The sequence below is a fragment of the Paraburkholderia caffeinilytica genome (assembly GCF_051027425.1).
In the GTDB taxonomy this organism is placed as follows: Bacteria; Pseudomonadota; Gammaproteobacteria; order Burkholderiales; family Burkholderiaceae; genus Paraburkholderia; species Paraburkholderia caffeinilytica_A.
Map to the genome: position 1 here is coordinate 1,453,709 of NZ_CP186552.1, position 20,203 is coordinate 1,473,911.

General features: G+C 61.4%; 20 protein-coding genes. 15 read left to right on the plus strand and 5 right to left on the minus strand.

From position 1 onward, the window contains the following. The first annotated feature begins 35 nt into the window (after nucleotides 1–35). Entirely contained in the window at nucleotides 36–1,178 is a 1,143-nt protein-coding gene (locus ACOSV0_RS06385) for an alpha/beta fold hydrolase (protein ID WP_434109435.1), read from the plus strand. A gap of 371 nt (nucleotides 1,179–1,549) precedes the next feature. On the opposite strand, the gene ACOSV0_RS06390 is transcribed toward ACOSV0_RS06385, so the two are convergent. Then, nucleotides 1,550–2,545 carry an LLM class flavin-dependent oxidoreductase gene (locus ACOSV0_RS06390; protein WP_434109437.1) on the minus strand — a complete coding sequence of 332 codons (996 nt, stop codon included), beginning with the start codon at nucleotides 2,543–2,545 and terminating at the stop codon, nucleotides 1,550–1,552. An 83-nt stretch (nucleotides 2,546–2,628) separates the two neighbouring features. On the opposite strand from ACOSV0_RS06390, the gene ACOSV0_RS06395 reads away from it, so the two are divergent. The 6 genes from ACOSV0_RS06395 (at nucleotide 2,629) to ACOSV0_RS06420 (ending at nucleotide 9,024) form a co-directional block, all read left to right on the plus strand. Then, nucleotides 2,629–2,901, plus strand: a complete 273-nt coding sequence (locus ACOSV0_RS06395; protein WP_434109438.1) for a hypothetical protein — start codon at nucleotides 2,629–2,631, stop codon at nucleotides 2,899–2,901. A 709-nt stretch (nucleotides 2,902–3,610) separates the two neighbouring features. Next, complete coding sequence (locus ACOSV0_RS06400) at nucleotides 3,611–4,690, plus strand: LLM class flavin-dependent oxidoreductase (RefSeq protein ID WP_434109439.1); 1,080 nt, start codon at nucleotides 3,611–3,613, stop codon at nucleotides 4,688–4,690. A gap of 248 nt (nucleotides 4,691–4,938) precedes the next feature. Continuing rightward, nucleotides 4,939–5,718, plus strand: coding sequence for a class II aldolase/adducin family protein (locus ACOSV0_RS06405; protein WP_434110186.1), 780 nt, complete (start codon nucleotides 4,939–4,941; stop codon nucleotides 5,716–5,718). Nucleotides 5,719–5,779: 61 nt separating this feature from the next. Beyond that, nucleotides 5,780–6,784 (plus strand): ABC transporter substrate-binding protein, encoded by a 1,005-nt coding sequence (locus tag ACOSV0_RS06410; RefSeq protein ID WP_434110187.1) that lies wholly within the window; start codon nucleotides 5,780–5,782, stop codon nucleotides 6,782–6,784. A 33-nt stretch (nucleotides 6,785–6,817) separates the two neighbouring features. Next, complete coding sequence (locus ACOSV0_RS06415) at nucleotides 6,818–7,426, plus strand: cysteine dioxygenase (protein WP_434109440.1); 609 nt, start codon at nucleotides 6,818–6,820, stop codon at nucleotides 7,424–7,426. Continuing rightward, nucleotides 7,423–9,024, plus strand: coding sequence for a rhodanese-related sulfurtransferase (locus tag ACOSV0_RS06420; RefSeq protein ID WP_434109441.1), 1,602 nt, complete (start codon nucleotides 7,423–7,425; stop codon nucleotides 9,022–9,024). Before ACOSV0_RS06415 ends, ACOSV0_RS06420 begins: the two co-directional genes overlap by 4 nt. A 79-nt stretch (nucleotides 9,025–9,103) precedes the next feature. Here ACOSV0_RS06420 and ACOSV0_RS06425 read toward each other — a convergent pair whose 3' ends face one another. Next, nucleotides 9,104–10,015, minus strand: a complete 912-nt coding sequence (locus ACOSV0_RS06425; protein WP_434109442.1) for a LysR family transcriptional regulator — start codon at nucleotides 10,013–10,015, stop codon at nucleotides 9,104–9,106. A gap of 275 nt (nucleotides 10,016–10,290) precedes the next feature. Between ACOSV0_RS06425 and ACOSV0_RS06430 the strand changes: the two genes are divergently transcribed. Together ACOSV0_RS06430 and ACOSV0_RS06435 are read left to right on the plus strand one after the other, a co-directional pair. After that, nucleotides 10,291–11,202, plus strand: a complete 912-nt coding sequence (locus ACOSV0_RS06430) for an ABC transporter substrate-binding protein (RefSeq protein WP_434110188.1) — start codon at nucleotides 10,291–10,293, stop codon at nucleotides 11,200–11,202. Between the two features lie 82 nt (nucleotides 11,203–11,284). After that, nucleotides 11,285–11,575 carry an acyl-CoA dehydrogenase family protein gene (locus ACOSV0_RS06435; RefSeq protein ID WP_434109444.1) on the plus strand — a complete coding sequence of 97 codons (291 nt, stop codon included), beginning with the start codon at nucleotides 11,285–11,287 and terminating at the stop codon, nucleotides 11,573–11,575. 639 nt (nucleotides 11,576–12,214) lie between these two features. Here the strand turns inward: ACOSV0_RS06435 and ACOSV0_RS06440 are convergent. Together ACOSV0_RS06440 and ACOSV0_RS06445 are read right to left on the minus strand one after the other, a co-directional pair. Continuing rightward, on the minus strand, nucleotides 12,215–12,784 hold the full coding sequence (locus tag ACOSV0_RS06440) for a hypothetical protein (protein ID WP_434109446.1): 570 nt from the start codon (nucleotides 12,782–12,784) through the stop codon (nucleotides 12,215–12,217). Beyond that, nucleotides 12,774–13,262, minus strand: a complete 489-nt coding sequence (locus ACOSV0_RS06445; protein WP_434109448.1) for a hypothetical protein — start codon at nucleotides 13,260–13,262, stop codon at nucleotides 12,774–12,776. Before ACOSV0_RS06445 ends, ACOSV0_RS06440 begins: the two co-directional genes overlap by 11 nt. 440 nt (nucleotides 13,263–13,702) lie before the next feature. On the opposite strand from ACOSV0_RS06445, the gene ACOSV0_RS06450 reads away from it, so the two are divergent. Beyond that, nucleotides 13,703–14,254, plus strand: a complete 552-nt coding sequence (locus tag ACOSV0_RS06450) for a hypothetical protein (protein WP_434109449.1) — start codon at nucleotides 13,703–13,705, stop codon at nucleotides 14,252–14,254. Between the two features lie 21 nt (nucleotides 14,255–14,275). After that, nucleotides 14,276–15,229: a patatin-like phospholipase family protein gene (locus ACOSV0_RS06455; RefSeq protein ID WP_434109450.1), complete on the plus strand. Its 954-nt coding sequence runs from the start codon at nucleotides 14,276–14,278 to the stop codon at nucleotides 15,227–15,229. A gap of 359 nt (nucleotides 15,230–15,588) precedes the next feature. Here ACOSV0_RS06455 and ACOSV0_RS06460 read toward each other — a convergent pair whose 3' ends face one another. Next, on the minus strand, nucleotides 15,589–15,828 hold the full coding sequence (locus tag ACOSV0_RS06460) for a hypothetical protein (RefSeq protein ID WP_434109452.1): 240 nt from the start codon (nucleotides 15,826–15,828) through the stop codon (nucleotides 15,589–15,591). 890 nt (nucleotides 15,829–16,718) lie between these two features. Here ACOSV0_RS06460 and ACOSV0_RS06465 point away from each other — a divergent pair. The 4 genes from ACOSV0_RS06465 (at nucleotide 16,719) to ACOSV0_RS06480 (ending at nucleotide 20,083) form a co-directional block, all read left to right on the plus strand. Then, complete coding sequence (locus ACOSV0_RS06465) at nucleotides 16,719–17,408, plus strand: ABC transporter permease (protein WP_434110189.1); 690 nt, start codon at nucleotides 16,719–16,721, stop codon at nucleotides 17,406–17,408. 4 nt (nucleotides 17,409–17,412) lie between these two features. Further along, nucleotides 17,413–18,126 (plus strand): ABC transporter permease, encoded by a 714-nt coding sequence (locus ACOSV0_RS06470; protein WP_408389138.1) that lies wholly within the window; start codon nucleotides 17,413–17,415, stop codon nucleotides 18,124–18,126. 87 nt (nucleotides 18,127–18,213) lie between these two features. After that, on the plus strand, nucleotides 18,214–19,005 hold the full coding sequence (locus ACOSV0_RS06475; protein ID WP_434109454.1) for an ABC transporter ATP-binding protein: 792 nt from the start codon (nucleotides 18,214–18,216) through the stop codon (nucleotides 19,003–19,005). Between the two features lie 28 nt (nucleotides 19,006–19,033). Next, nucleotides 19,034–20,083 (plus strand): GlxA family transcriptional regulator, encoded by a 1,050-nt coding sequence (locus tag ACOSV0_RS06480; protein ID WP_434109456.1) that lies wholly within the window; start codon nucleotides 19,034–19,036, stop codon nucleotides 20,081–20,083. The last annotated feature ends 120 nt before the right edge of the window (nucleotides 20,084–20,203 follow it).

The following is a 20,203-nucleotide window of genomic DNA, read 5'->3' on the forward strand; positions in this document are numbered from 1 at the left end:
ATTCCCGCTGATTTCTCTTTGCAAGAACACTATCGATGAATTTTCGCCGCGAGTCTTTGTTCGCCATGTTGAGCGCCTGTGTGCTAGCCGCTGCGCCAGGGGTTTTCGCCGCCACGCCGTCCAGCGCTGCCTTGGCGAATGGTTCTGTTAGTCCGGGCAGCTCGGGTGTTCCAGGTAGCCAGCCCGGCTCCACGGCTGCCGGCGCCGCGCCAGTAGCCGTCGACAACAGCGGTCCCGCGTACGGCCCGGAGTTGCAGGGCTTCGACTATCCCGCGCCGGTCGAGCAATACGACTTCACCTCGCAAGGCGTGGCGCTGCATATGGCATACATGGACATCAAGCCGGAGCACGCCAACGGACGTACCGCCGTGTTGCTGCACGGCAAGAATTTCTGCGCGGCGACGTGGGACGCGACCATCCATCAATTGAGCGACGCCGGTTACCGGGTGATCGCGCCGGACCAGATCGGCTTTTGCAAATCGAGCAAGCCTGAGCACTACCAGTACAGTTTTCAGCAACTGGCACGCAACACGCACGCGCTGCTCGAATCGCTCGGCGTGACCGACGCGACCGTGATCGGCCATTCGACCGGCGGCATGCTCGCGATCCGCTACGCGCTGATGTATCCGCACGCGACCCAACAACTGGTGCTGGTCAATCCGATCGGCCTCGAGGACTGGAAGGCGAAGGGCGTGCCGTCGTTATCCGTCGACCAATGGTACGAACGCGAGCTGAAGACGACCGCGGACAGCATTCGCCGCTACGAGCAGGCAACCTATTACGCCGGCCAGTGGCGCGCGGACTATGAACCGTGGGTGCAGATGCTCGCGGGGATGTACCGCGGCCCTGGCAAACAGATCGTGGCGTGGAATTCCGCGCTGCTGTACGACATGATTTACACGCAGCCGGTGGTGTACGAACTGGGCCACCTGACAATGCCGACGCTTTTGCTGATCGGCCAGAAGGACACCACCGCGATCGGCAAGGACGCCGCGCCGCCTGAGGTGCGCGCGAAGATTGGCCATTACCCCGAGCTCGGCAAGGCTGCGGCGAAGGCGATTCCACACGCGACGCTCGTCGAATTCGCCAATTTGGGGCACGCGCCGCAGATGCAGGATCCGCAGGCGTTTCATAAGGCGCTGCTCGAGGGGCTGGCGGCGGTGCCGGCGAATCGGTGAGTTGGGAGATCGGTGAGTTGGTATATCGGTGAGACGGTATATCGGTGAGACGGTATATCGGTGAGGCGGTGGATAGGTGAGGCGGTGGATAGGTGGGACGGTGATTCAGTGGGACGGTGGATCTGCAAATCTGCAAGTCGGCGGATTTTAGCGTGCGTTTCGGGCCTGGCCGAACTCAGGGTCAGGGCGTGAGCTTGAGTGTGAGTTGACGTTTGGGATTACGGTGGAACTCACATTGCCTGACCGGGCGGAGCGAGGGTCGCGGCAGGGCAACCTGATGCTTACGCATGCAGGATAGCCAACTGATCGATGAAGAAAGAAGGGCGGCCTTTGCTGATGCAGGCCGCCCTTTTTGTCACTCGCCGGCGTGATTACTTCCCAGCGCCCAATTCTTCGCGCACTTGCGCACCGATCTCGAACGAGCGCAGCCGCGCTTTGTGATCGTAGATCTGCGCGGTCAGCATCAATTCATTTGCGCCGGTTTGATCGATGATCGACCGCAGCCCTTCGCGTACGACGTCGCGATCACCGAGCACGGTGCAGGCGAGCGAATGGGCGACGCTGCTTAACTCCATTTCCGACGCTTCGAGCCGCTCGACCGGTGGCTGCAACTGACCGGGCGTGCCGCGCCGCAAATTGATGAACTGTTGCTGCAGCGAGGTGAAGAGACGCTGCGCCTCCTCATTGGTATCGGCTGCGAACAGATTGACGCCGACCATCGCGTACGGCTTGTCGAGCGTCGCTGACGGACGGAAGTGCTCGCGATAGACGCGCAGCGCGGTGAGCATATGATCCGGCGCGAAGTGCGACGCGAATGCGAACGGCAGCCCAAGCGCCGCGGCCAGTTGCGCGCTGAACAGTGACGAGCCGAGCAGCCAGAGCGGCACATGCAGGCCTGCGCCTGGAACGGCGCGAATGCGCTGGCCCGGCACCGGGTCGGCGAAATAGCGTTGCAACTCGACGACGTCATCCGGGAAAGAGTCCGCGCTATTTTGCAGATCGCGGCGCAGCGCGCGGGCGGTGCTCTGATCGGTGCCGGGGGCGCGGCCGAGGCCCAGGTCGATGCGGTCCGGATAGAGCGAAGCGAGGGTGCCGAACTGTTCCGCGATGACGAGCGGTGCGTGGTTCGGCAGCATGACGCCGCCGGAGCCGACGCGGATTGTCTTCGTCCCACCGGCGACGTAGCCGATCACCACTGACGTGGCCGCGCTGGCGATGCCGGTCATGTTGTGGTGTTCCGCTAACCAGAAGCGGCGGTAATTCCAGTTTTCCGCGTGCTGCGCGAGGTCCAGCGTGTTTTTGAACGCGTCCGCGGGGGTGGCACCTGCGATGACGGGCGATAGGTCCAGGACCGAGAAGGGGATCATTTTCTGTTCATGTGCTGTTTCGGGCGCTTTCGCGCGATGGGGCATTGTGGCAAAGGTTTTGGTTTTCTGCTGATGGGTGGGGGATGTCCACTTTCGTGGAAGGGTTTGGGGTTGGTTTTGCCTGTTCAGGCGGGGGGCCTGTGCGGCGCTTGTTTGCCTGTTTGCCTGTTTGCCTGTGGCATTGGTTTTTGTTTGAGCTGGTTGTCTGCGTGATGCTTTCTTGTCTTTGTTTTTATGGCGTTGGCCTTTCCTTGTTTTGTTATTGGATTATTAGCGTTCGCCCCTGTGCGGGGCAGGCACCTACTTTCTTTGCCGCCGCAAAGAAAGTAGGCAAAGAAAGCGGCTCACACCGCTAATTCTGAAGCGGGTCACTCGCACAGCCACGGTAGTGGTGCATCTGGAATCTGTGTTCTCGCACACTCCGCGTTCGTGACACAGCAGTCATGCTTCCCGCCTCGCACTACGTGCTCGCCGGAAGGGTCCATCCGAAACCGGGGGCTTCGTTTGAGTGTGGTGAGGGCCATCGGCTTCGCCTCGGCGACATGCCGAATGAAGTGCGAATGCGAAACACGGAAGTCGGTTCCATGAAGTGCGCGTCGGCGCGCGCAGCGCCGCCGGAAGTATGACGCCCTTGTCACTCACGCTGAATGTGCGGGAACACAGATTCCAGATGCACCACTACCGTAACTGCGCGGGGGACCCGCTTATGAGCTAGCGGTGTGAGCCGCTTTCTTTGCTTATCTTTCTTTGCGGCGGCAAAGAAAGTAAGTGCCTGCCCCGCACAGGGGCGACGCTAATAATCCAATATCAATTCAAGGAAAGGCCAACGCCGTAGGCAACCAGACAAGAAAAGCCCAACACCACAGGCACACAGACAAACAAGCGCCGCGCAGGCAAAAAGAAAAAGCCCCTCCGTTACATGCAAACCCGATATAGATATGGCCGATCAATATTTAACAACCGCATGTAGCGCTGCTACCTTAAACCCCTCGAACCCAGCAATGCATCCAGCGAAGAAAGCCACCGCCCCGTCGGGCAAAAAAACCATCCAGGGAGACACACACCGTGTCCATCGAATTCATCGGCATGATCCAGACCCGCAAGGTGTCTGAAACCCACGCACCGCAAGGTCCGGTCATCGATATCGACTACGTGGAACAATTCGCCCGCGCACACGAAGCCGCCGGCTTCGATCGCATCCTCGTTCCGCATCATTCGACAAGCCCCGACGCGCTCCTCACCGTCGCTCACGCGGCCAGCGTCACGAGCAAAGTGCATTTCATGCTCGCGCATCGCCCGGGCTTCGTTTCGCCGACGCTCGCCGCGCGTCAACTGGCAACGCTCGATCACTATTCCGGCGGCCGTCTCGCCGTCCACATCATCTCGGGTGGCGACGACGCCGAACAACGCCGCGACGGCGACTACCTGTCGCATGACGAACGTTACGCCCGCACCGACGAATACCTGCACATCCTGCGCCGCATCTGGACCGAAACGAAACCCTTCGATCACGACGGCCAGTATTACCGTTTCGAACAAGGCTTCTCCGAAGTGAAGCCGGTGCAGCAACCCCATATCCCCGTGTACTTCGGCGGCGCGTCGGCGCCCGCGCTCGAAATCGCCGGCCGTCATGCAGACGTCTACGCGCTGTGGGGCGAATCGAAGGCGCAGGTGCGTGAACAGGTGACCCGTGTGCGGGCCGAAGCCGCCAAACACGGTCGCACCGTGCGCTTTTCGGTGTCGTTCCGCCCCATTCTTGCCGCGACCGAAACGGCGGCCTGGGAACGCGCGGAGCACATCCTTGAAGAAACGAAGCGGCTGCGCGCGGCGCAAGGGCTGGGCGTCGGCGGCCCGGCGCAAAGCGAAGGGGCGCGGCGGCTGCTGGCGGCATCGGGTGAATCGGACCGAGTTGATGAACGTCTGTGGACCGGCATCGCCAAGGAAATCGGTGGACGCTCGAATTCGACCGCGCTGGTCGGCACGCCGGAACAGGTCGCCGAGACACTGGCCGAGTACTATGCGCTGGGCGTCTCGACCTTCCTCGTGCGCGGCTTCGATCCGCTCGAAGACGCGATCGACTACGGCCGCGAACTGATTCCAGCCACCCGCGAACGCATCGCGCGTGTCGAACGCGTAGCTGCCTGAACGGAGCGACGATGACTGATCTGTCCGCTCCGCTGCAAAGCGCTCCGGTGCTGCAAAACACCCCGGCACAACAGAACACCGCAGCGCTGGAAAGCGCGCCCACGCGTCAAAACGCTCCGGCCCAGCAAGGCGCCACGGCGCAGCAAGGCACCACGGCGCAGCAAGGCACCACGGCGCAGCAAGGCACCACGGCCCAGCAAGGCACCCCGGCACAGCAAAGCGCCCCGGCGCAACAAAACACGCCACCCCTGCACCGTCACGCGCCGCTCCGCAAATTCTGGTTCGACGACGTCCCGCCGCGCGAAAGCATCGCGGCTGAACGGCGTTATCGGCAGGAACGGCTCGCCGTGGCATTTCGCCTGTTCGCCCGCTACGGTTTCGATCAGGGTCTCGCCGGCCATATCACCGCGCGCGATCCTGAATGGCCCGATCATTTCTGGGTCAATCCGTTCGGCAAGCACTTCAGCCGCATTCGCGTGTCCGATCTGCTGCTGGTGAATGCCGAAGGGGAGATCGTAGTCGGCGAGGGTCCGCTGAATCAGGCGGCCTTCGCGATTCACGCGGCGATTCACGAGGCGCGCCCCGATGTGGTCGCCGCCGCGCACACGCATTCGCTCTACGGCAAGGCATGGTCGACGCTCGGCCGCACGCTCGACCCATTGACGCAGGACTCGTGCGCGTTCTATCAGGATCATGCCCTGTTCGACGACTTCCGCGGTGTCGTGCTCGATATCGATGAAGGCGCGCGCATCGCCGCGGCGCTGGGCGAAAGAAAAGCAGTGATCCTGAAGAATCACGGCATCCTCACGGCCGGTCCAAGCGTCGAGGCCGCCGCCTGGTGGTATATCGCGCTCGACAATGCCTGCCATGCGCAACTGCTCGCCGAAGCCGCCGGCACGCCGCAAGCTATCCCGCACGATGTCGCCACGCTCACACACGAGCAGGTAGGCCGCCCCGGCGGTGCGCTATTTGCGTTCCAGAGCTTGCTGGAAGGGCTGGTCGAAGCCGAGCCTGACGTCCTTACCTGAACGCATTCATACGATGACCCAACGTTTCGAATCGCCGGTTTCGCTCCGGCGCCGCCAACTCATGTCCGCGCTGCCGGCTGCCGTGTTGCTCGGCACAGCAGGTTCAGGCCTGATGTCGACAACAGCCGTTGCAGCCGCACCGGCAGCAAGCGGGAAAGCCGATCCGCACGTCGATCTCAGCAAGGTCCGCTTGCGCGTCGCAACCTACAAAGGCGGCGACGCCACGCTGCTGAAAACCGCCGGCCTCGCGGACACGCCGTACACCATCGACTGGTCCGAATTCCAGTCCGGCAACGCGATGGTCGAGGCGATGAATGGCGGCTCGCTCGATATCGCCTCGGGCAGCGAGATCCCGCCGATCTTCGCGCGTCTGCAGAATGCCCAGGTGCGCGTGATCGCCGTCTACAAGGACGACGTCAACAATCAGGTCGTGCTGGTGCCGAAGGGCTCGACGATCCGCTCGATCGCCGATCTGAAGGGCAAACGCGTCGGTTATCTGCGTGCGACCACGACGCATTACTACCTGCTGCGCATGCTCGAAGAGGCAGGGCTGTCGTTCAACGATATTCAGGCCACCTCGCTCGCGCCGCGCGACGGCTTCGCCGCTTTCAACGCCGGCTCGCTCGATGCGTGGGCGATCTACGGCTACAACGTGCCGCTCGCGATCTCGCAAGCGGGGGCGCGTGTGCTGAAAAATGCCAACGGTTATCTGTCCGGTAACTATCTGTACTACGGTCATCCGTCGGTGCTCGTCGATCCGCAACGGCGCGCTGCGTCCGCGGATCTGCTGGTGCGGCTGCAACGCGCCTGCACGTGGTTCGGCCAGAATCAGGATGCCTACGCGAAAGTCCTGTCCACGGAGTTGCGCGTGCCGGAAGAGGCGATCCGTTCCCTGTATCGCAACCAGAGCCAGGCGCGCCGCGTCACCGGCGTCACGGCGGCGGACATTGCCAGCGAGCAGCAGGTTGCCGATACGTTCGCGCGCGCCGCGGTCATCGACCGGCATGTCGACGTCGCACCGTTATGGACCGACACCTTCAACGCCGCGCTCGCCCGCGGTGCGTGACCGATTCACGTCAATCAACTTTGTGAACATTCGATGACTCAAGCTTTGAGAACGGACCGCCTGCGCGCGTTCGTCGGGCGGATTGCGTCGCTTGTCGACGAGCGTGCGCCCGAAGCGCATCTGCTCGAAGCCGGCGGTGCCGCGCTGGGCGAGTTGATCGCCCACGACGACTGGTTGCCCGACGCCTTCGCGCAGCCCGACCCCGAGCGCTATCAGCAATTCCTGCTGCACGCCGATTCGCAGCAGCGTTTTTCAATTGTCAGTTTTGTATGGGGACCGGGCCAGTCGACACCGGTGCACGATCACACCGTATGGGGCTTGATCGGCGTGCTGCGTGGTGCGGAACTTGCTCAGGGATATCGCATCACGCCGGACGGCGCGTTGGAGGAGGAGGGCGCGGCAAAGCGCCTCGACACCGGCGCGGTGGATGCCGTGTCGCCGCGCATCGGCGATATCCATCGTGTGAGTAATGCTTTTCATGATCGTGCGTCGATCAGCATTCACGTGTACGGTGGAAATATCGGCGCGGTGACGCGTTCCGTCTATCCCGCCGGCGGAGGCCGCAAAACCTTTATCTCCGGCTACTCGAACGACGTGTTGCCGAATATCTGGAATGTTTCGAAGGAGTCCCTGATCTCATGAGTTTCGTTAAAGAGTTCCGTATCCGATCATTCGAAGACGTGCGCCGCGCACTGCTCGAGCGCGAGGAAATCGCGCTTGTCGACGTGCGCGAGGAGGATCCGCACGCGCGCAGTCATCCGCTGTTCGCCGCCAATCTGCCGCTCTCGCGTCTCGAACTGGAAGCGCCCGTGCGCTTGCCGCGCCGCGCCGTGCCGGTTGTTCTGTTCGACAATGGCGAAGGGCTCACCGAACGCGCCGCGCGCCGTTTGAGCGAGCTGGGCTATACCGATGTCGCGCTGCTCGAGGGCGGTTTGCAAGGCTGGCGCAAGGCCGGCGGCGAGTTGTTCCAGGACGTCAACGTGCCGAGCAAAGCCTTCGGCGAATTAGTTGAAAGCGAGCGTCATACGCCCTCGCTGGCAGCGCCGCAAGTCCTGACGTTGCTCGATCGCGAAGCCGACGTGGTGGTGCTCGACGCGCGCCGCTTCGACGAATATCACACCATGAATATTCCCGGCAGCATCAGCGTGCCGGGCGCGGAACTGGTGCTGCGCGCGCGGCAGCTCGCGCCGGATCCGGCCACGCGGATCATCGTCAATTGCGCGGGGCGTACGCGCAGCATCATCGGTGCACAGTCGCTGATCAATGCGGGCGTGCCGAATCCGGTTGCCGCGCTGCGCAATGGCACCATCGGTTGGACGCTGGCCGGTCAGGCGCTGGCGCACGGCAGTTCGCACCGCTTCGAGCCGAATGTCGACGACAAGCTGCGTCTTGCCGCCGCGGATTCCGCGCGCGCAGTGGCGGATCGCGCAAAGGTGGGCCGCACCTCGCGCGACGAAGCGCGTCGTTGGGCCGACGAAGCGGTACGCACGGTCTATCGTTTCGACGTGCGCACGCCGGAAGAATACGAAGCGGGCCACGTCCCGGGTTTTCGCAACGCGCCCGGCGGTCAACTGGTGCAGGAGACCGACATGTTCGCGCCAGTGTGCGGCGCGCGCGTGATCCTCGCGGACAACGACGGCGTGCGAGCAAACATGACCGCGTCGTGGCTGGCGCAGATGAACGTCGACGTGTATGTGGTGGACGGCCTGGGCAACGCGGACTTCGGCGAAAAAGGCGTGGCGCCCGCTGCGCGCAATGCGCCCACACCATCTGCCGTCGATGAGATTACGCCGGCCGAACTGGTTACGCTGCTGCAATCGCCCGGTACCGTCGTGCTGGATTTCACCACCAGCGCGAACTATGTGAAACGCCATATTCCAGGCGCGTGGTTCGCGATTCGTGGGCATCTCGACGAAGCGTTGCGCAAGCTGCCGGATGCGCAACGTTACGTGGTGACATGTGGCAGCAGTCTGCTTGCGCGCTTCGCCGCGCCCGAGCTGGCGGCGTTGACGGGGAAGCCGGTGCAGGTGCTGGGCGGCGGCACGAACGCGTGGATTGAAGCGGGCCTCGCCGTGGAGAGCGGCGAAACGCGACTGGCATCGCCGCGCATCGATCGATATCGTCGTCCGTATGAGGGAACCGACAACGCGCGCGAAGCGATGAACGCGTATCTGGAATGGGAGTATGGCCTTGTTGCGCAACTTGGGCGCGATGGGACGCACGGCTTTCGCGTGATCTGAGGTGCGTAGCTGAGGACAGTGGAGGAAGCGGGCGGATTAGCCGAAGCGGTCGAAGCAGCGGAAGCAAACAGCGTGCGGCTCAAGCCGCGCGCTGCACGCGTGCTTCCTTGAATTGCCGCTCGATCGCGGCGCCGAACCGCTCGACCGGCTGTTGCAGCTTACCCAGCACGCGCGGATGCACGAGCCAGATATCGATGAGCGGTTTGAAATCGCTCAGCGAGACGATATCGAGTGCGTCTCGCTGAGCGCTGGCCTGCAGCAGTGGTAACGGCACGAGGCCAAGACCGTTACCGTCGGCGACCAGTTGCAATTGCAGTTCAGTGCCGAGCGTTTCCAGATTGAGCTTGAGCGCGAGCCCGAGACCCGTCAGCGTGCGTTGCAGGCCGTCACGAAAGCCGCATCCATCCGGATTCAATACCCACCCGATCGACTGGCATTCCGCCAGCGTATGCGCGCGCTTTTTCAACATGCCTTTCTGCGCGACCACCGCCAGTTTGATGCGGCCGAGCGAGCGTGCCGATAACGCTTCGTCGAAGGTCTTGTTGGTGGGCAGCAGGATCGCGGCGGCGTCGAGTTCGCCCTGCTTGACGCGTTGCAGGAGCTGGCTGCCCCAACCGGTCGACGCACGCGCCTGCAGATCGGGGTAGGCCGCCTTGAGGCCGCGCATCGCGTCGGTCAGCGCGATATCGGCAATCGTTTGTGCGACGCCGAGGCGCAGTGTGCCGACCGGCGGCGTGTCGGTGGCGACGATCTCGCGCAGTACGTCGAGTTCGCGCTGAATTACGCGGCACTGTTCGTAGACGATGCGGCCCGTTGCCGTTGCTTTGAGTGGACGCGTATTGCGATCGAGCAGTTCGACGCCGAGTGCCTCTTCGAAATTCTGCAGGCGGCGCGTGATGGCCGGTTGCGTGAGGCCAAGCGAGAGCGCTGCCTGTTGCAGCGACTGACAGCGAATGACGGTGACATATGCGTCGATTTCGTCGATCTTCATGATGAGCGATGATTAAATGAGTGCGCAACGAGGCGCAAGATTCGTGCGTTCGATCATACCCGTACCGACGTGCGAACATGCCTTGTCGCTCAATAAAATTCGCATATTTGCTTAGCAGAATAATGCGTTTGTCTTATACAGATGCGTGCCTTATCGTCGATGGCACATCACCAGAATGCCACGACGTAACCGCCGCCATGACGACCTCCCGTTCTTCTTTCTCTATCCCGTCCGCCTTGCAACGTGCATTGCTCAAGCCGCTCGGCGCGGCAGCAATGCTTGCACTGTGTGCTGCAGTTTTCGCAACGCAGTCCTATGCGGCGGATTTGCCGGTGCTCAAAGTCGGTGACCAGTCGTTGCAAACACGCGGCATTCTCGAGGCATCCGGTCAATTGAAAGACCTGCCGTACAAGATCGAGTGGTTCAACTTTCCAGCCGCACAACCGCTTGGCGAAGCGCTGAATGCCGGCGCCGTGGATGTCGGTGGCCTGGGCGATGCGCCGTTGGTGTTTGCGCTCGCCGCCGGTGCACGGGTGCGCGCGGTCGCGGCAACCCGGTCGAATCCGCTGGACCTGGCGATCGTCGTCGGCGCGCAATCGCCGTTGAACGATGCAGCGAGCCTGAAGGGCAAACGTATTGCCACAACGCGCGGTTCGATCGGCCACTATCTCGCGCTCGCCGCGTTGAAGAAAGCCAACGTGCCGCTTACCGACGTTTCGTTCGTATTCCTCGCACCGGCCGATGCGAAGGCGGCGCTTGCGTCGGGCAGCGTCGATGCATGGTCGGTGTGGGACCCGTATACCGCGCTCGGCGAAGCACGCGATCACGATCGCATCATCGCCAACGGCGTCGGTCTATCTGAAGGGCTCAGCTATCAGGTTGCAACCGAACGCGCGATCGCGGACAAGCGCGCGCAACTCGCCGACTTCCTGCGACGTGTAGCGATCGGCCAGCGTTGGGCGCTTTCGCATCCCGACGAGGTGGCGGCGATGCAATCGAAAGTCACGGGCTTGCCGACCGATGTGCTGAAAACCGTCTATCAGCGTGGCCAGGTGCATCCGGTGGCCATCGACGACAGCGTCGTCGCCGCGCAGCAGCGCACCGCCGATACCTACGAAGCCGCCAACGTGATTCGTGCGCATCTCGACGTACGCACGAGCTTCGATCGCAGCTTCCCGCTGCCTTGATTCTCGATCCTGGATGCGGCTTGCCGGAGTCCTCGTTTGACTTTCGCCCCGGCCTGAAGGTCGAGGTTTCCCGGAGACATTGATGAACGCCCCGATTGCCGAAAACGCGGTGACGCGCCGTCATCCACCCCTCGATAGCGATGCGTTCGACGCATTGCTCGCGCGGCTGACCAGCGAGTTCGCTGCCGGCGCGGCTCACTACGACCGCACGGCGGAATTTCCGCATGCCAATCTGGCGCGCCTGCACGAATTCGATCTGCTCTCGTTGACGGTGCCCGCTTCGCTTGGCGGCGCGGGTGCGAGCTTGCCACAAGCCTTGAAAGTGGTGCGCGCGGTGGCGCGCGGGTTTTGCAAGTGGGGCAATTTGCGCTGATTGCGTTGGCCTTGATGGGCTGCATGTACCCGTGAGGAAGGTAGCGCATTCACTGCGCTCACGAAGAAGGTGGGGCATCTTCGCCGCGCCTGCGCTGAAGGGAACGTTTCTTCGCTGCGGTTTGTCTCGCGGGTATGAGGTAGCAGTGACCATTGCGCAAGCCGCGTGCATTGCCAGTGCCGTGGACCGCGAATCATCTGCCGATTCGGTGTAAACGCGCTCTCGTTTAAATTCGCCAATCCGTTTAGATTAGCTGCACTTGGAAGGCTTATCGAGGGACCAGGGCGGCCAAACAAGCAGCGGTCTGCCATTCCGGCGATGGCGCAAGGTCAGAGGCCAAGGTCTCTCACCGCTTTGCCCGGGAGCAGGCCGCTGCGCGTCGTCCGTGATGCAGCGGTTTTTTTTGCGGCTGCTTTGGCCGCTGATTTGACCGTATTTGACCGATTTGGCGACGCTTTGCACGGCGTCGCTTTTTGTTTTTGTGGTGGTGGGTTTTCGTTCATTTGTTAGCGAGCGTCGCGCGATTCAGGGACATTCAAGCAGCACCCGGGATGCACTTTATGGCTAACGCCTGTTTGTACGGATCCAAAGCGTACGAATGTTGGAGCCGCTTCGCGACAGATTCACCACCTATTAAACTTATGCCGGTGCGAGGGCGTCGAGCGCTTCCTCTTCCCGCGGAGGCGTGTGGGTTTGTCGGATTTGCTCGATCATCCTGGTTAAGACATTGAAGGCCGTTTCCGGTGTGGCTTGCGTCGGGGTTGGCCTGCTTGGGTTTTGATGTGCGATCCAATCGCGATATTGCTTGATTTGCTTCACTTGACCGATGAGATCAGAGCCAACTTCGCCCTTGAAAAGGTTGAGAATCTCACCAAACCGCCAGTACTCGACTTCACTTTCGAACTTTTCTGCCAGCTTGTTGGCATACTGCTGGGGATATCCTGCGGCCAGTAGACGGTTCGCCGTTTGCAGATGCTCGATGACGAACCGCTCGAATGTCGCGAACAGTGCCAAAATGGCAAGATCAGCTGCTTGCTTTGCTGCGTTTTCAAGCGCGGTATTTGCTTCCTCCGGAGTTGCCCCAATGAACTGTGTGCGTCGGATGAGTTCCTCGTGCTGGATTTGAATCGTGCGCGTGGCGACCTTGAAGCAATCGTTCGCTACAGCAAATGCCTTATAGACGGGATCCAGTGGGTTATTAAAATTCATAGTCGGAAACATCCGTGAGCAGGTCAAGAAACAGACTTTCTTCAACGCGCTTTGCCCGACGTACTCTGGCCTCGATCCAGTACCAGCCATCTCCGTCGACTCCAGAAAGCATGGGTGTCGACGATGAGGTTGTCGTTTTTTCACCGACGATAGTTTGCGTCGAAAACGCCGAACCTTTTCCAACATAGAAAAGGAACGCATGCCTCGTCACACGACCGATCAGATCCACTCTCCCGCGCGCGCCGATGATTTTTGATCCGACAGGCAGGATCTTGGCCACTGACACTCCGTCCTTCGATATGTAAAGGCTCGGCACATCATATTGGGTCATTAACTCTTCACTGAGCGTTACAGCGTCGCGCTCCACGGTTAGACCATGGTCCCTGCACCAGCCACTCACTTCCTCTAAAAAGGTCGTGACGCGCTGCACATACTCGGCGGAAGAAAAGCCTGCGTCTTCAGTTTTCGGTTCAGCCACTGCCTGTCCTTGTCTTGTCACGATGCGCCCACTGCGGCGCGCCGACGCCTGCCGGCACAGTCGATATATTTGCCGCTATCAGTGAGATATGAGCAGATGTTCCCGTTCTCACATCTGAGGCTTCAGCGTACCACTGAATCCGTCGCAAAATCTGCGAGGCTAGCATGTCGCCGGTTCCTTTCACAACGGCCTTCGGTGCTAGAGATGAGCTTCCTGATCACGACGACATGCAACAACTGGGTCCGTGCCGCATCGGGAGTTGGTGCAGAGGCCGGACGGAACGCCCAGCCCCCAGCCCCATTGCGCGTTGCGCAAACCCGTCCACAGCCGCTTTGCCGCCCTCGCTCGCGGTTTTTCCCGTGCGCGGTTATCCTTGTAGTACACCCTACACAACGGGATGCGGGCGGATTGCCGTTTCGCGTCCGTACAGGAAATTCGCTGTGAGCCCCAAACTGCTTACTGTCGCGATGCTGGCCGCGTGCGTTGCACTGACCGGTTGCGACGACCAACAGAGCGACCGCGCCGTGCAAAAACTCAAGGAATTCTTCAACGCAGTCAAGCCGGATGCCTTGCTGCTCAAGAATATGACGCCGGGCATTACCACCGAGGCGCAGATCCGCAATCAGATGGGCAAGCCGGAAACCGAGCGCACGTTTACCGACGGCTCAAAGCGCTTCGAATATCCGCGCGGCCCGCAAGGACTGAACACGTACATGGTCGACATCGACCGTGACGGCAAACTGCAAGCTATCACGCAGGTGCTGACCGCCGAGAACTTCGGGAAAATTCGCATCGGCATGACCGAGGACGAAGTGCGCCGCCTGCTCGGCAAGCCTGGCCAGATCGCCGTGTTTCCGCTCAAGCCGGAAACCGTATGGAGCTGGAAATGGCGCGAGGGCGGCGTGACCGAAGAAGGGATTTTTAACGTGCACTTCGATCAGTTTCAGAAGGTGTACACGACATCGCGCTCGGACGTGATACGCGGGCGATAGACGATAAAAGGTGGGTAACCCATGATACATCGACGTCGATACAGCCGGATCGGTCTGGTGTTGGGCGGCGGCGCTGCGCGCGGCTGGGCGCATATTGGCGCGATTCGCGCGTTGCTCGATGCGGGCATCAAACCGGATGTGGTGTGCGGCACGTCGATCGGCGCGCTGGTCGGCGCCGTGTATGCAAACGGCGATCTCGACTGGCTTGAAGAATGGGTGTCGAAGCTGACCTGGCAGACGGTGGTGCGGCTGCTCGATCTGCGTTTTTCGGGCGGCTTGCTCGGCGGGCGCAAGGTGATCCAGATATTCGCGGACAAGTTCGATGGCCGCTCGATCGCGCAGTTGAACGTGCCGTTCGCGGCAGTAGCCACCGAACTCGATTCGGGCCGCGAGAGCTGGTTGCAGGACGGCAGCGTGGTCGACGCTGTGCGTGCCTCGATTGCGATTCCGGGGATTTTCACACCGGTGTTTCACAACGGGGTGTGGCTGGTTGACGGTGGCTTGAGCAATCCGGTACCGGTTTCGGTGGCGCGCGGCATGCGGGCGGACTGCGTGATCGCGGTCGATCTGAACAACGATATTCTGAATGGCCGCGATTTCGGCGGCGCGGCGGTCGAGACGCCGGCGCTCGATCCGGATGCGCCGCCGCCGGTCGCACTGCGTCGGAACGGCAAGCCTTGGCCGCGCTGGCTTGCCCCTGCAGAAGGGCGCGCTTCCGACGATGTGCGTGTCGCGCCGGCGCCAAGTGCGCGCGTGCCGTCGATGTTGAGTTCGGTCGCGCAGAGCATCGACATCATGCAAGTGAGGATTTCGCGGAGCCGCCTTGCCGGTGAGCCGGCGGATATTCTGATTCAGCCACGGCTGGGCGGGATGGGGATTTTTGATTTTCATCGGGCCGGCCCGGCGATCGAGGAGGGACGCGCGGCGGTGGAGGTTATGTTGCCGGCTATCCGGGCTAGATTAGGGATGGGGTAGGTTTTTTTTTCTGCCTGCGCGGCGCTTGTTGTTGTTTGCCTACGGCGTTGGGCTTTGCTTCGTCTGGTTGCCCGTTCGGCACTTATTGTTGTGTGCTTCTGGCGTTGGCCTTTCCTTGAATTGATATTGGTCTATTAGCGTTCGCCCCTGTGCGGGGCAGGCACTTACTTTCTTTGCCGCCGCAAAGAAAGATAAGCAAAGAAAGCGGCTCACACCGCCAGCTCATAAGCGGGTCCCCCGCACAGTCACGGTAGTGGCGCATCTGGAATCCGTGCCCTCACACATTCGACGTTCGTGACAAGGCCATCATACTTCCGGCGGCGCTGCGCGCGCCGAAGGGCGCTTCACTAAACCGACCACTACGTTTTCGTATCCACGTTTCGCTCAGTATCGTGGTCAACCATTGCCATTGCCATTGCCATTGCCATTGCCGCCGCTACTATCATCAGCACCAGCACCAGCACCAGCACCAGCACCAGCACCAGCACCAGCACCAGCACCAGCACCAGCACCAGCACCAGCACCAGCACCAGCACCAGCACCAGCACCAGCACCAGCACCAGCACCACCAGCACCACCAGCACCACCGAGGTTGTCATTGTGATTGCATGACAACCACGGATTTTTGGCTTGTGGTTTCGTACGTTGATTCGCACGGGGAGTTCGTCTTTGGGATACGTGGGGCATGTCGCCGAGGCGAAGCCGATGGCTCCACCACGCTCAAACGAAGCCCCTGGTTTCGGATGGACCCTTCCGGCGAGCACGTAGTGCGAGGCGGGAAGCATGACAGCCTTGTCACCAGGGCTGAATGTGCGAGAACACCGATTCCAGATGCACCACTACCGTGGCTGTGCGGGGGACCCGCTTATAAGCTGGCGGGGTGAGCTGCTTTCTTTTGCCTACTTTTCTTTGCAGCAGGCAAAGAAAAGTAGGTGCCTGCCCCGCACAGGGGCGACGCTAATAAACCAATAACAATTCAAGGAAAGGCCAAGAACCAAAGCCCAAAGCCCAAAGCCCAAAGCCCAAAGCCCAAAGCCCAAAGCCCAAAGAATCCAGATCAAGGAAAGGCCAACGCCGTAGGCAACCAGACAAGGAAAGGCCAACACCAGAAGCACACAACAATAAGTGCCGAGCGGGCAACCAGACCAGGCAAACCCCAACGCCGTAGGCAAACAACAAAAAAGCGTCGCGCAGACAACCAAACCAAGCCCCCCCCAAACCCTATCGAAAAAGCGACCCAAAACTTGCTAAATCGCGGCAGCGCCCACGGCGCACTTGCCACCTTACAAACCCATATTCCCCACAAAACCAAGCCCTGCAAGCGCCCAGCCGCGGCAACCGGCGCATTGCTGCACCGCACCATACCACTCACCCCTTCTTTGAGAAATTTATTTTCGCTTGCGAGACTCCGCGCCATGCCGGATGAGTCGGGCAGGCATACCCCGACCCCATCCATGACATCCTCAATGAAACCTGGATGGAGACACGCGTGTTCCTTTACGGCTTTGGTCCGGTGCTGCTGGCCGGCACGATCCAGACGATCGAGCTGTCCGTCCTCTCGCTGGCAGCCGCCGTGCTGCTCGGCCTCGCGGGCGCGGCGGCGAAACTCTCGTCCAACCGCCCGCTGCGGGCAATCGCAACCGGTTATACGACGCTGATCCGCTCAGTGCCCGACCTCGTGCTGATGCTGCTGCTGTTCTACAGCATCCAGATCGCGGTCAACAATCTCACCGACGCGCTCGATCTGCCGCAGTTCGATATCGATCCGTTCGTGGCCGGTGTGCTGACGCTCGGCTTCATCTACGGTGCGTATTTCACCGAAACCTTCCGCGGCGCGTTTCTCGCGGTGCCGCGCGGCCAGCTCGAAGCGGGCAGTGCGTACGGCATGAGCGGCGCACGCGTGTTCACGCGCATCCTGTTTCCGCAGATGATGCGCTTCGCGCTGCCGGGTATCGGCAACAACTGGCAGGTGCTGGTCAAGGCCACGGCGCTGGTGTCGATCATCGGTCTCGCCGATGTCGTCAAGGCCGCCCAGGACGCGGGCAAGAGCACCTTCAACATGTTCTTCTTCATCCTGATCGCCGCGCTGATCTATCTGGCGATCACCACCGCGTCGAACCTCGTGCTGATCTGGCTGGAAAAGCGCTATTCCATCGGCGTGCGTCACGCGGAGCTCTAAGACCATGATCGACATTCTCAATCAATTCTGGCGCGCGTTCCTGTACTGGGACGGTCAGCGTATGTCCGGCCTGGCGGTCACGCTGTGGCTGCTGGTGGCGTCGATCGGGATCGGGTTTTTTGCATCGATTCCGCTTGCGGTGGCGCGCGTATCGAAGAAGCGCTGGCTGTCGACGCCGGTGCGTCTCTACACCTACGTGTTTCGCGGCACGCCGTTGTACGTGCAACTGCTGCTGATTTACACCGGCATGTACAGCCTCGAATTCGTGCGCTCGCATCAACTGCTCGACGCGTTTTTTCGCAGCGGTTTTCACTGCGCGATTCTCGCCTTCGCCCTGAACACCTGCGCGTACACCACCGAGATTTTCGCCGGCGCGATCCGCTCGACCTCGCACGGCGAAGTGGAAGCGGCCCGGGCTTACGGCATGAGCTGGTTCACGATGTACCGCCGCATTGTGATACCGTCCGCGCTGCGCCGGGCGCTGCCGTTGTACAGTAACGAAGTGATCCTGATGCTGCACGCCACCACGGTCGCGTTTACAGCCACAGTGCCGGATATCCTGAAGGTGGCCCGCGACGCAAATTCGGCCACGTATCAGTCGTTCGATGCGTTTGGTCTGGCGGCGCTGATTTACCTGGTGGTGTCGTTCGCGCTGGTGGCCCTGTTCCGCCGCGCCGAGCGTCACTGGCTGGGTTACCTGGCGGTGCGCACGCACTGAGCAGGCCTGTTTCTTCGATGCAGCGGCGCGGCTGGCCCGCGCCGTCACGTAGATTGATTTGATCCGTATTTTCAAAGGGAGAGCATCTTGCTCCACACGACTCAAACCGAAGCTTGCAAGCTCGCCGTGCAGGACATCCACAAGCGCTACGGCGACAACGAAGTGCTCAAGGGCGTGTCGCTGAACGCGAACAAGGGCGACGTGATCAGCATCATCGGTGCGAGCGGGTCGGGTAAAAGTACCTTCCTGCGCTGCATCAATTTTCTGGAGCGGCCGAACGCGGGGCAGATCGTCGTCGATGGCGAAATGGTTAAAACCAAAGCCGACCGCGCCGGCAATCTGGAAGTGGCCGATCACAAGCAGCTGCAACGCATCCGCACGAAACTCGCGATGGTGTTCCAGCACTTCAACTTGTGGGCGCACATGAATGTGATCGAGAACATCGTCGAGGCACCGATTCACGTGCTCGGTTTGCCGCGTCGCGAAGCCGAAGAACGGGCGCGCGAATACCTCGAGAAGGTGGGTCTTGCGCCGCGTCTGGAAAAACAGTATCCGTCGCATCTGTCGGGCGGTCAGCAGCAACGCGTGGCCATTGCGCGGGCGCTGGCGATGAACCCCGACGTGATGCTGTTCGACGAGCCCACTTCCGCGCTCGATCCCGAACTGGTCGGCGAAGTGCTGAAGGTGATGCAGAAGCTCGCCGAAGAAGGCCGCACGATGATCGTCGTCACGCACGAAATGGGTTTCGCGCGCAACGTGTCGAACCACGTGATGTTCCTGCATCAGGGCCGCACCGAAGAAGAGGGCTTGCCCGCTGAAGTGCTGAGCGCACCGCGCAGCGAACGGCTCAAGCAGTTCCTGTCCGGCAGCCTGAAGTAACGCGCGGTTCGCGTTTTACTCATCCGTGATGGCTCGCACGTCCAACCCGGCTCGCACCACGCAGGTCGCCATCGTCGCCTTGCCGCCGGTGTCGATGACGGGCGTCGGGCCGATCGTCGACGCGCTCAATCTCGCCAACGAAATCGACGGCAGGGCGCTGTACCGCGTGCAGGTGTGTTCGTGGGACGGCCGCGCGGTGCCCTTGTCGGGCGGCGCGCAATGGCCGGCCGACGCCGCCTTCGGCGATGCGATTTCGTGCGACTGGCTGATCATCGTCAGCGAACGGTTCCAGCAATTCGCCGACTACCGGCTGTTTCTGGCAAGTTTGTCGCGCGTCGGGCAGCGCACGCCGCTCGTCACCGGCATTCATCACGGCGTCTGGTGGCTTGCGATGGCGGGGCAGTTGTCCGGCTATCGTGTGAGCGTCAACTGGGAAACCTATCAGCAGTTCTCCGAGCAGTTCGAGCGCTCGATCGTCACCCAACAGATTTTCGAAATCGACCGTGATCGCGCGACCTGCGCGGGCGGTCAGGCAACCGTCGACTTTATGCTGGCGATGATCGGCCGCGATCACGGCCCGGAGCTGGCGGACCGGATTGCGGACACGCTCGGCGTCGGCGTGTTGCGCGCGGGCGAAGAGCGTCAGCGGATTCCGTTCGTGACCGCACCGGGCGAGCGTCATCCGCGTCTGAACGATGCGCTGATGCTGATGGAAGCGAATATCGAAGACCCGCTGACCACCGATGAAATCGCCGGCCTCGTCGGTGTCTCGCGGCGTCAGTTGGAGCGCCTGTTCCGTCAGTATCTCGGCTCGATGCCGTCCAAATACTATCTGGGACTGCGGCTTTCGAAAGCGCGCACGCAGTTGCAGCGCACCAGCAAATCTGTGGTGCAGATCAGCCTGGCTTGCGGATTTTCGTCGGCGGCGCACTTTTCGAATGCTTATCGCGAACGTTTTAATGTCACGCCACGCGAGGATCGTCGTAACTGGATCGACAAGCAGACCGGCGTAACCGGCGCTGCGGCCAGCGAGCCGCGGCCGGCCGCGTTGATCGAGCCGCCCGATACGGCGGAATAGGCTAGTCGGACAAGTAAGCTGAACAAGCGCGAAATGAACAGCCGAACCGGTAAGTCAGCGAGGCAAGCAAGCCGACCAGGCGAAATAAACGGCCGGAAAGCGCGCTGTTTGCGACCTGCC

Bases quoted from the DNA above. Each gene is read 5' to 3' on its own strand.
- ACOSV0_RS06435 (WP_434109444.1), top strand. From the start codon at position 11,285: ATGAACGCCCCGATTGCCGAAAACGCGGTGACGCGCCGTCATCCACCC.
- ACOSV0_RS06460 (WP_434109452.1), bottom strand. From the start codon at position 15,828: ATGACAACCTCGGTGGTGCTGGTGGTGCTGGTGGTGCTGGTGCTGGTG.
- ACOSV0_RS06415 (WP_434109440.1), top strand. From the start codon at position 6,818: ATGACTCAAGCTTTGAGAACGGACCGCCTGCGCGCGTTCGTCGGGCGG.
- ACOSV0_RS06390 (WP_434109437.1), bottom strand. From the start codon at position 2,545: ATGATCCCCTTCTCGGTCCTGGACCTATCGCCCGTCATCGCAGGTGCC.
- ACOSV0_RS06420 (WP_434109441.1), top strand. From the start codon at position 7,423: ATGAGTTTCGTTAAAGAGTTCCGTATCCGATCATTCGAAGACGTGCGC.
- ACOSV0_RS06470 (WP_408389138.1), top strand. From the start codon at position 17,413: ATGATCGACATTCTCAATCAATTCTGGCGCGCGTTCCTGTACTGGGAC.
- ACOSV0_RS06410 (WP_434110187.1), top strand. From the start codon at position 5,780: ATGTCCGCGCTGCCGGCTGCCGTGTTGCTCGGCACAGCAGGTTCAGGC.
- ACOSV0_RS06385 (WP_434109435.1), top strand. From the start codon at position 36: ATGAATTTTCGCCGCGAGTCTTTGTTCGCCATGTTGAGCGCCTGTGTG.
- ACOSV0_RS06455 (WP_434109450.1), top strand. From the start codon at position 14,276: ATGATACATCGACGTCGATACAGCCGGATCGGTCTGGTGTTGGGCGGC.
- ACOSV0_RS06480 (WP_434109456.1), top strand. From the start codon at position 19,034: ATGGCTCGCACGTCCAACCCGGCTCGCACCACGCAGGTCGCCATCGTC.
- ACOSV0_RS06425 (WP_434109442.1), bottom strand. From the start codon at position 10,015: ATGAAGATCGACGAAATCGACGCATATGTCACCGTCATTCGCTGTCAG.
- ACOSV0_RS06430 (WP_434110188.1), top strand. From the start codon at position 10,291: ATGCTTGCACTGTGTGCTGCAGTTTTCGCAACGCAGTCCTATGCGGCG.
- ACOSV0_RS06395 (WP_434109438.1), top strand. From the start codon at position 2,629: ATGTCCACTTTCGTGGAAGGGTTTGGGGTTGGTTTTGCCTGTTCAGGC.
- ACOSV0_RS06440 (WP_434109446.1), bottom strand. From the start codon at position 12,784: ATGAATTTTAATAACCCACTGGATCCCGTCTATAAGGCATTTGCTGTA.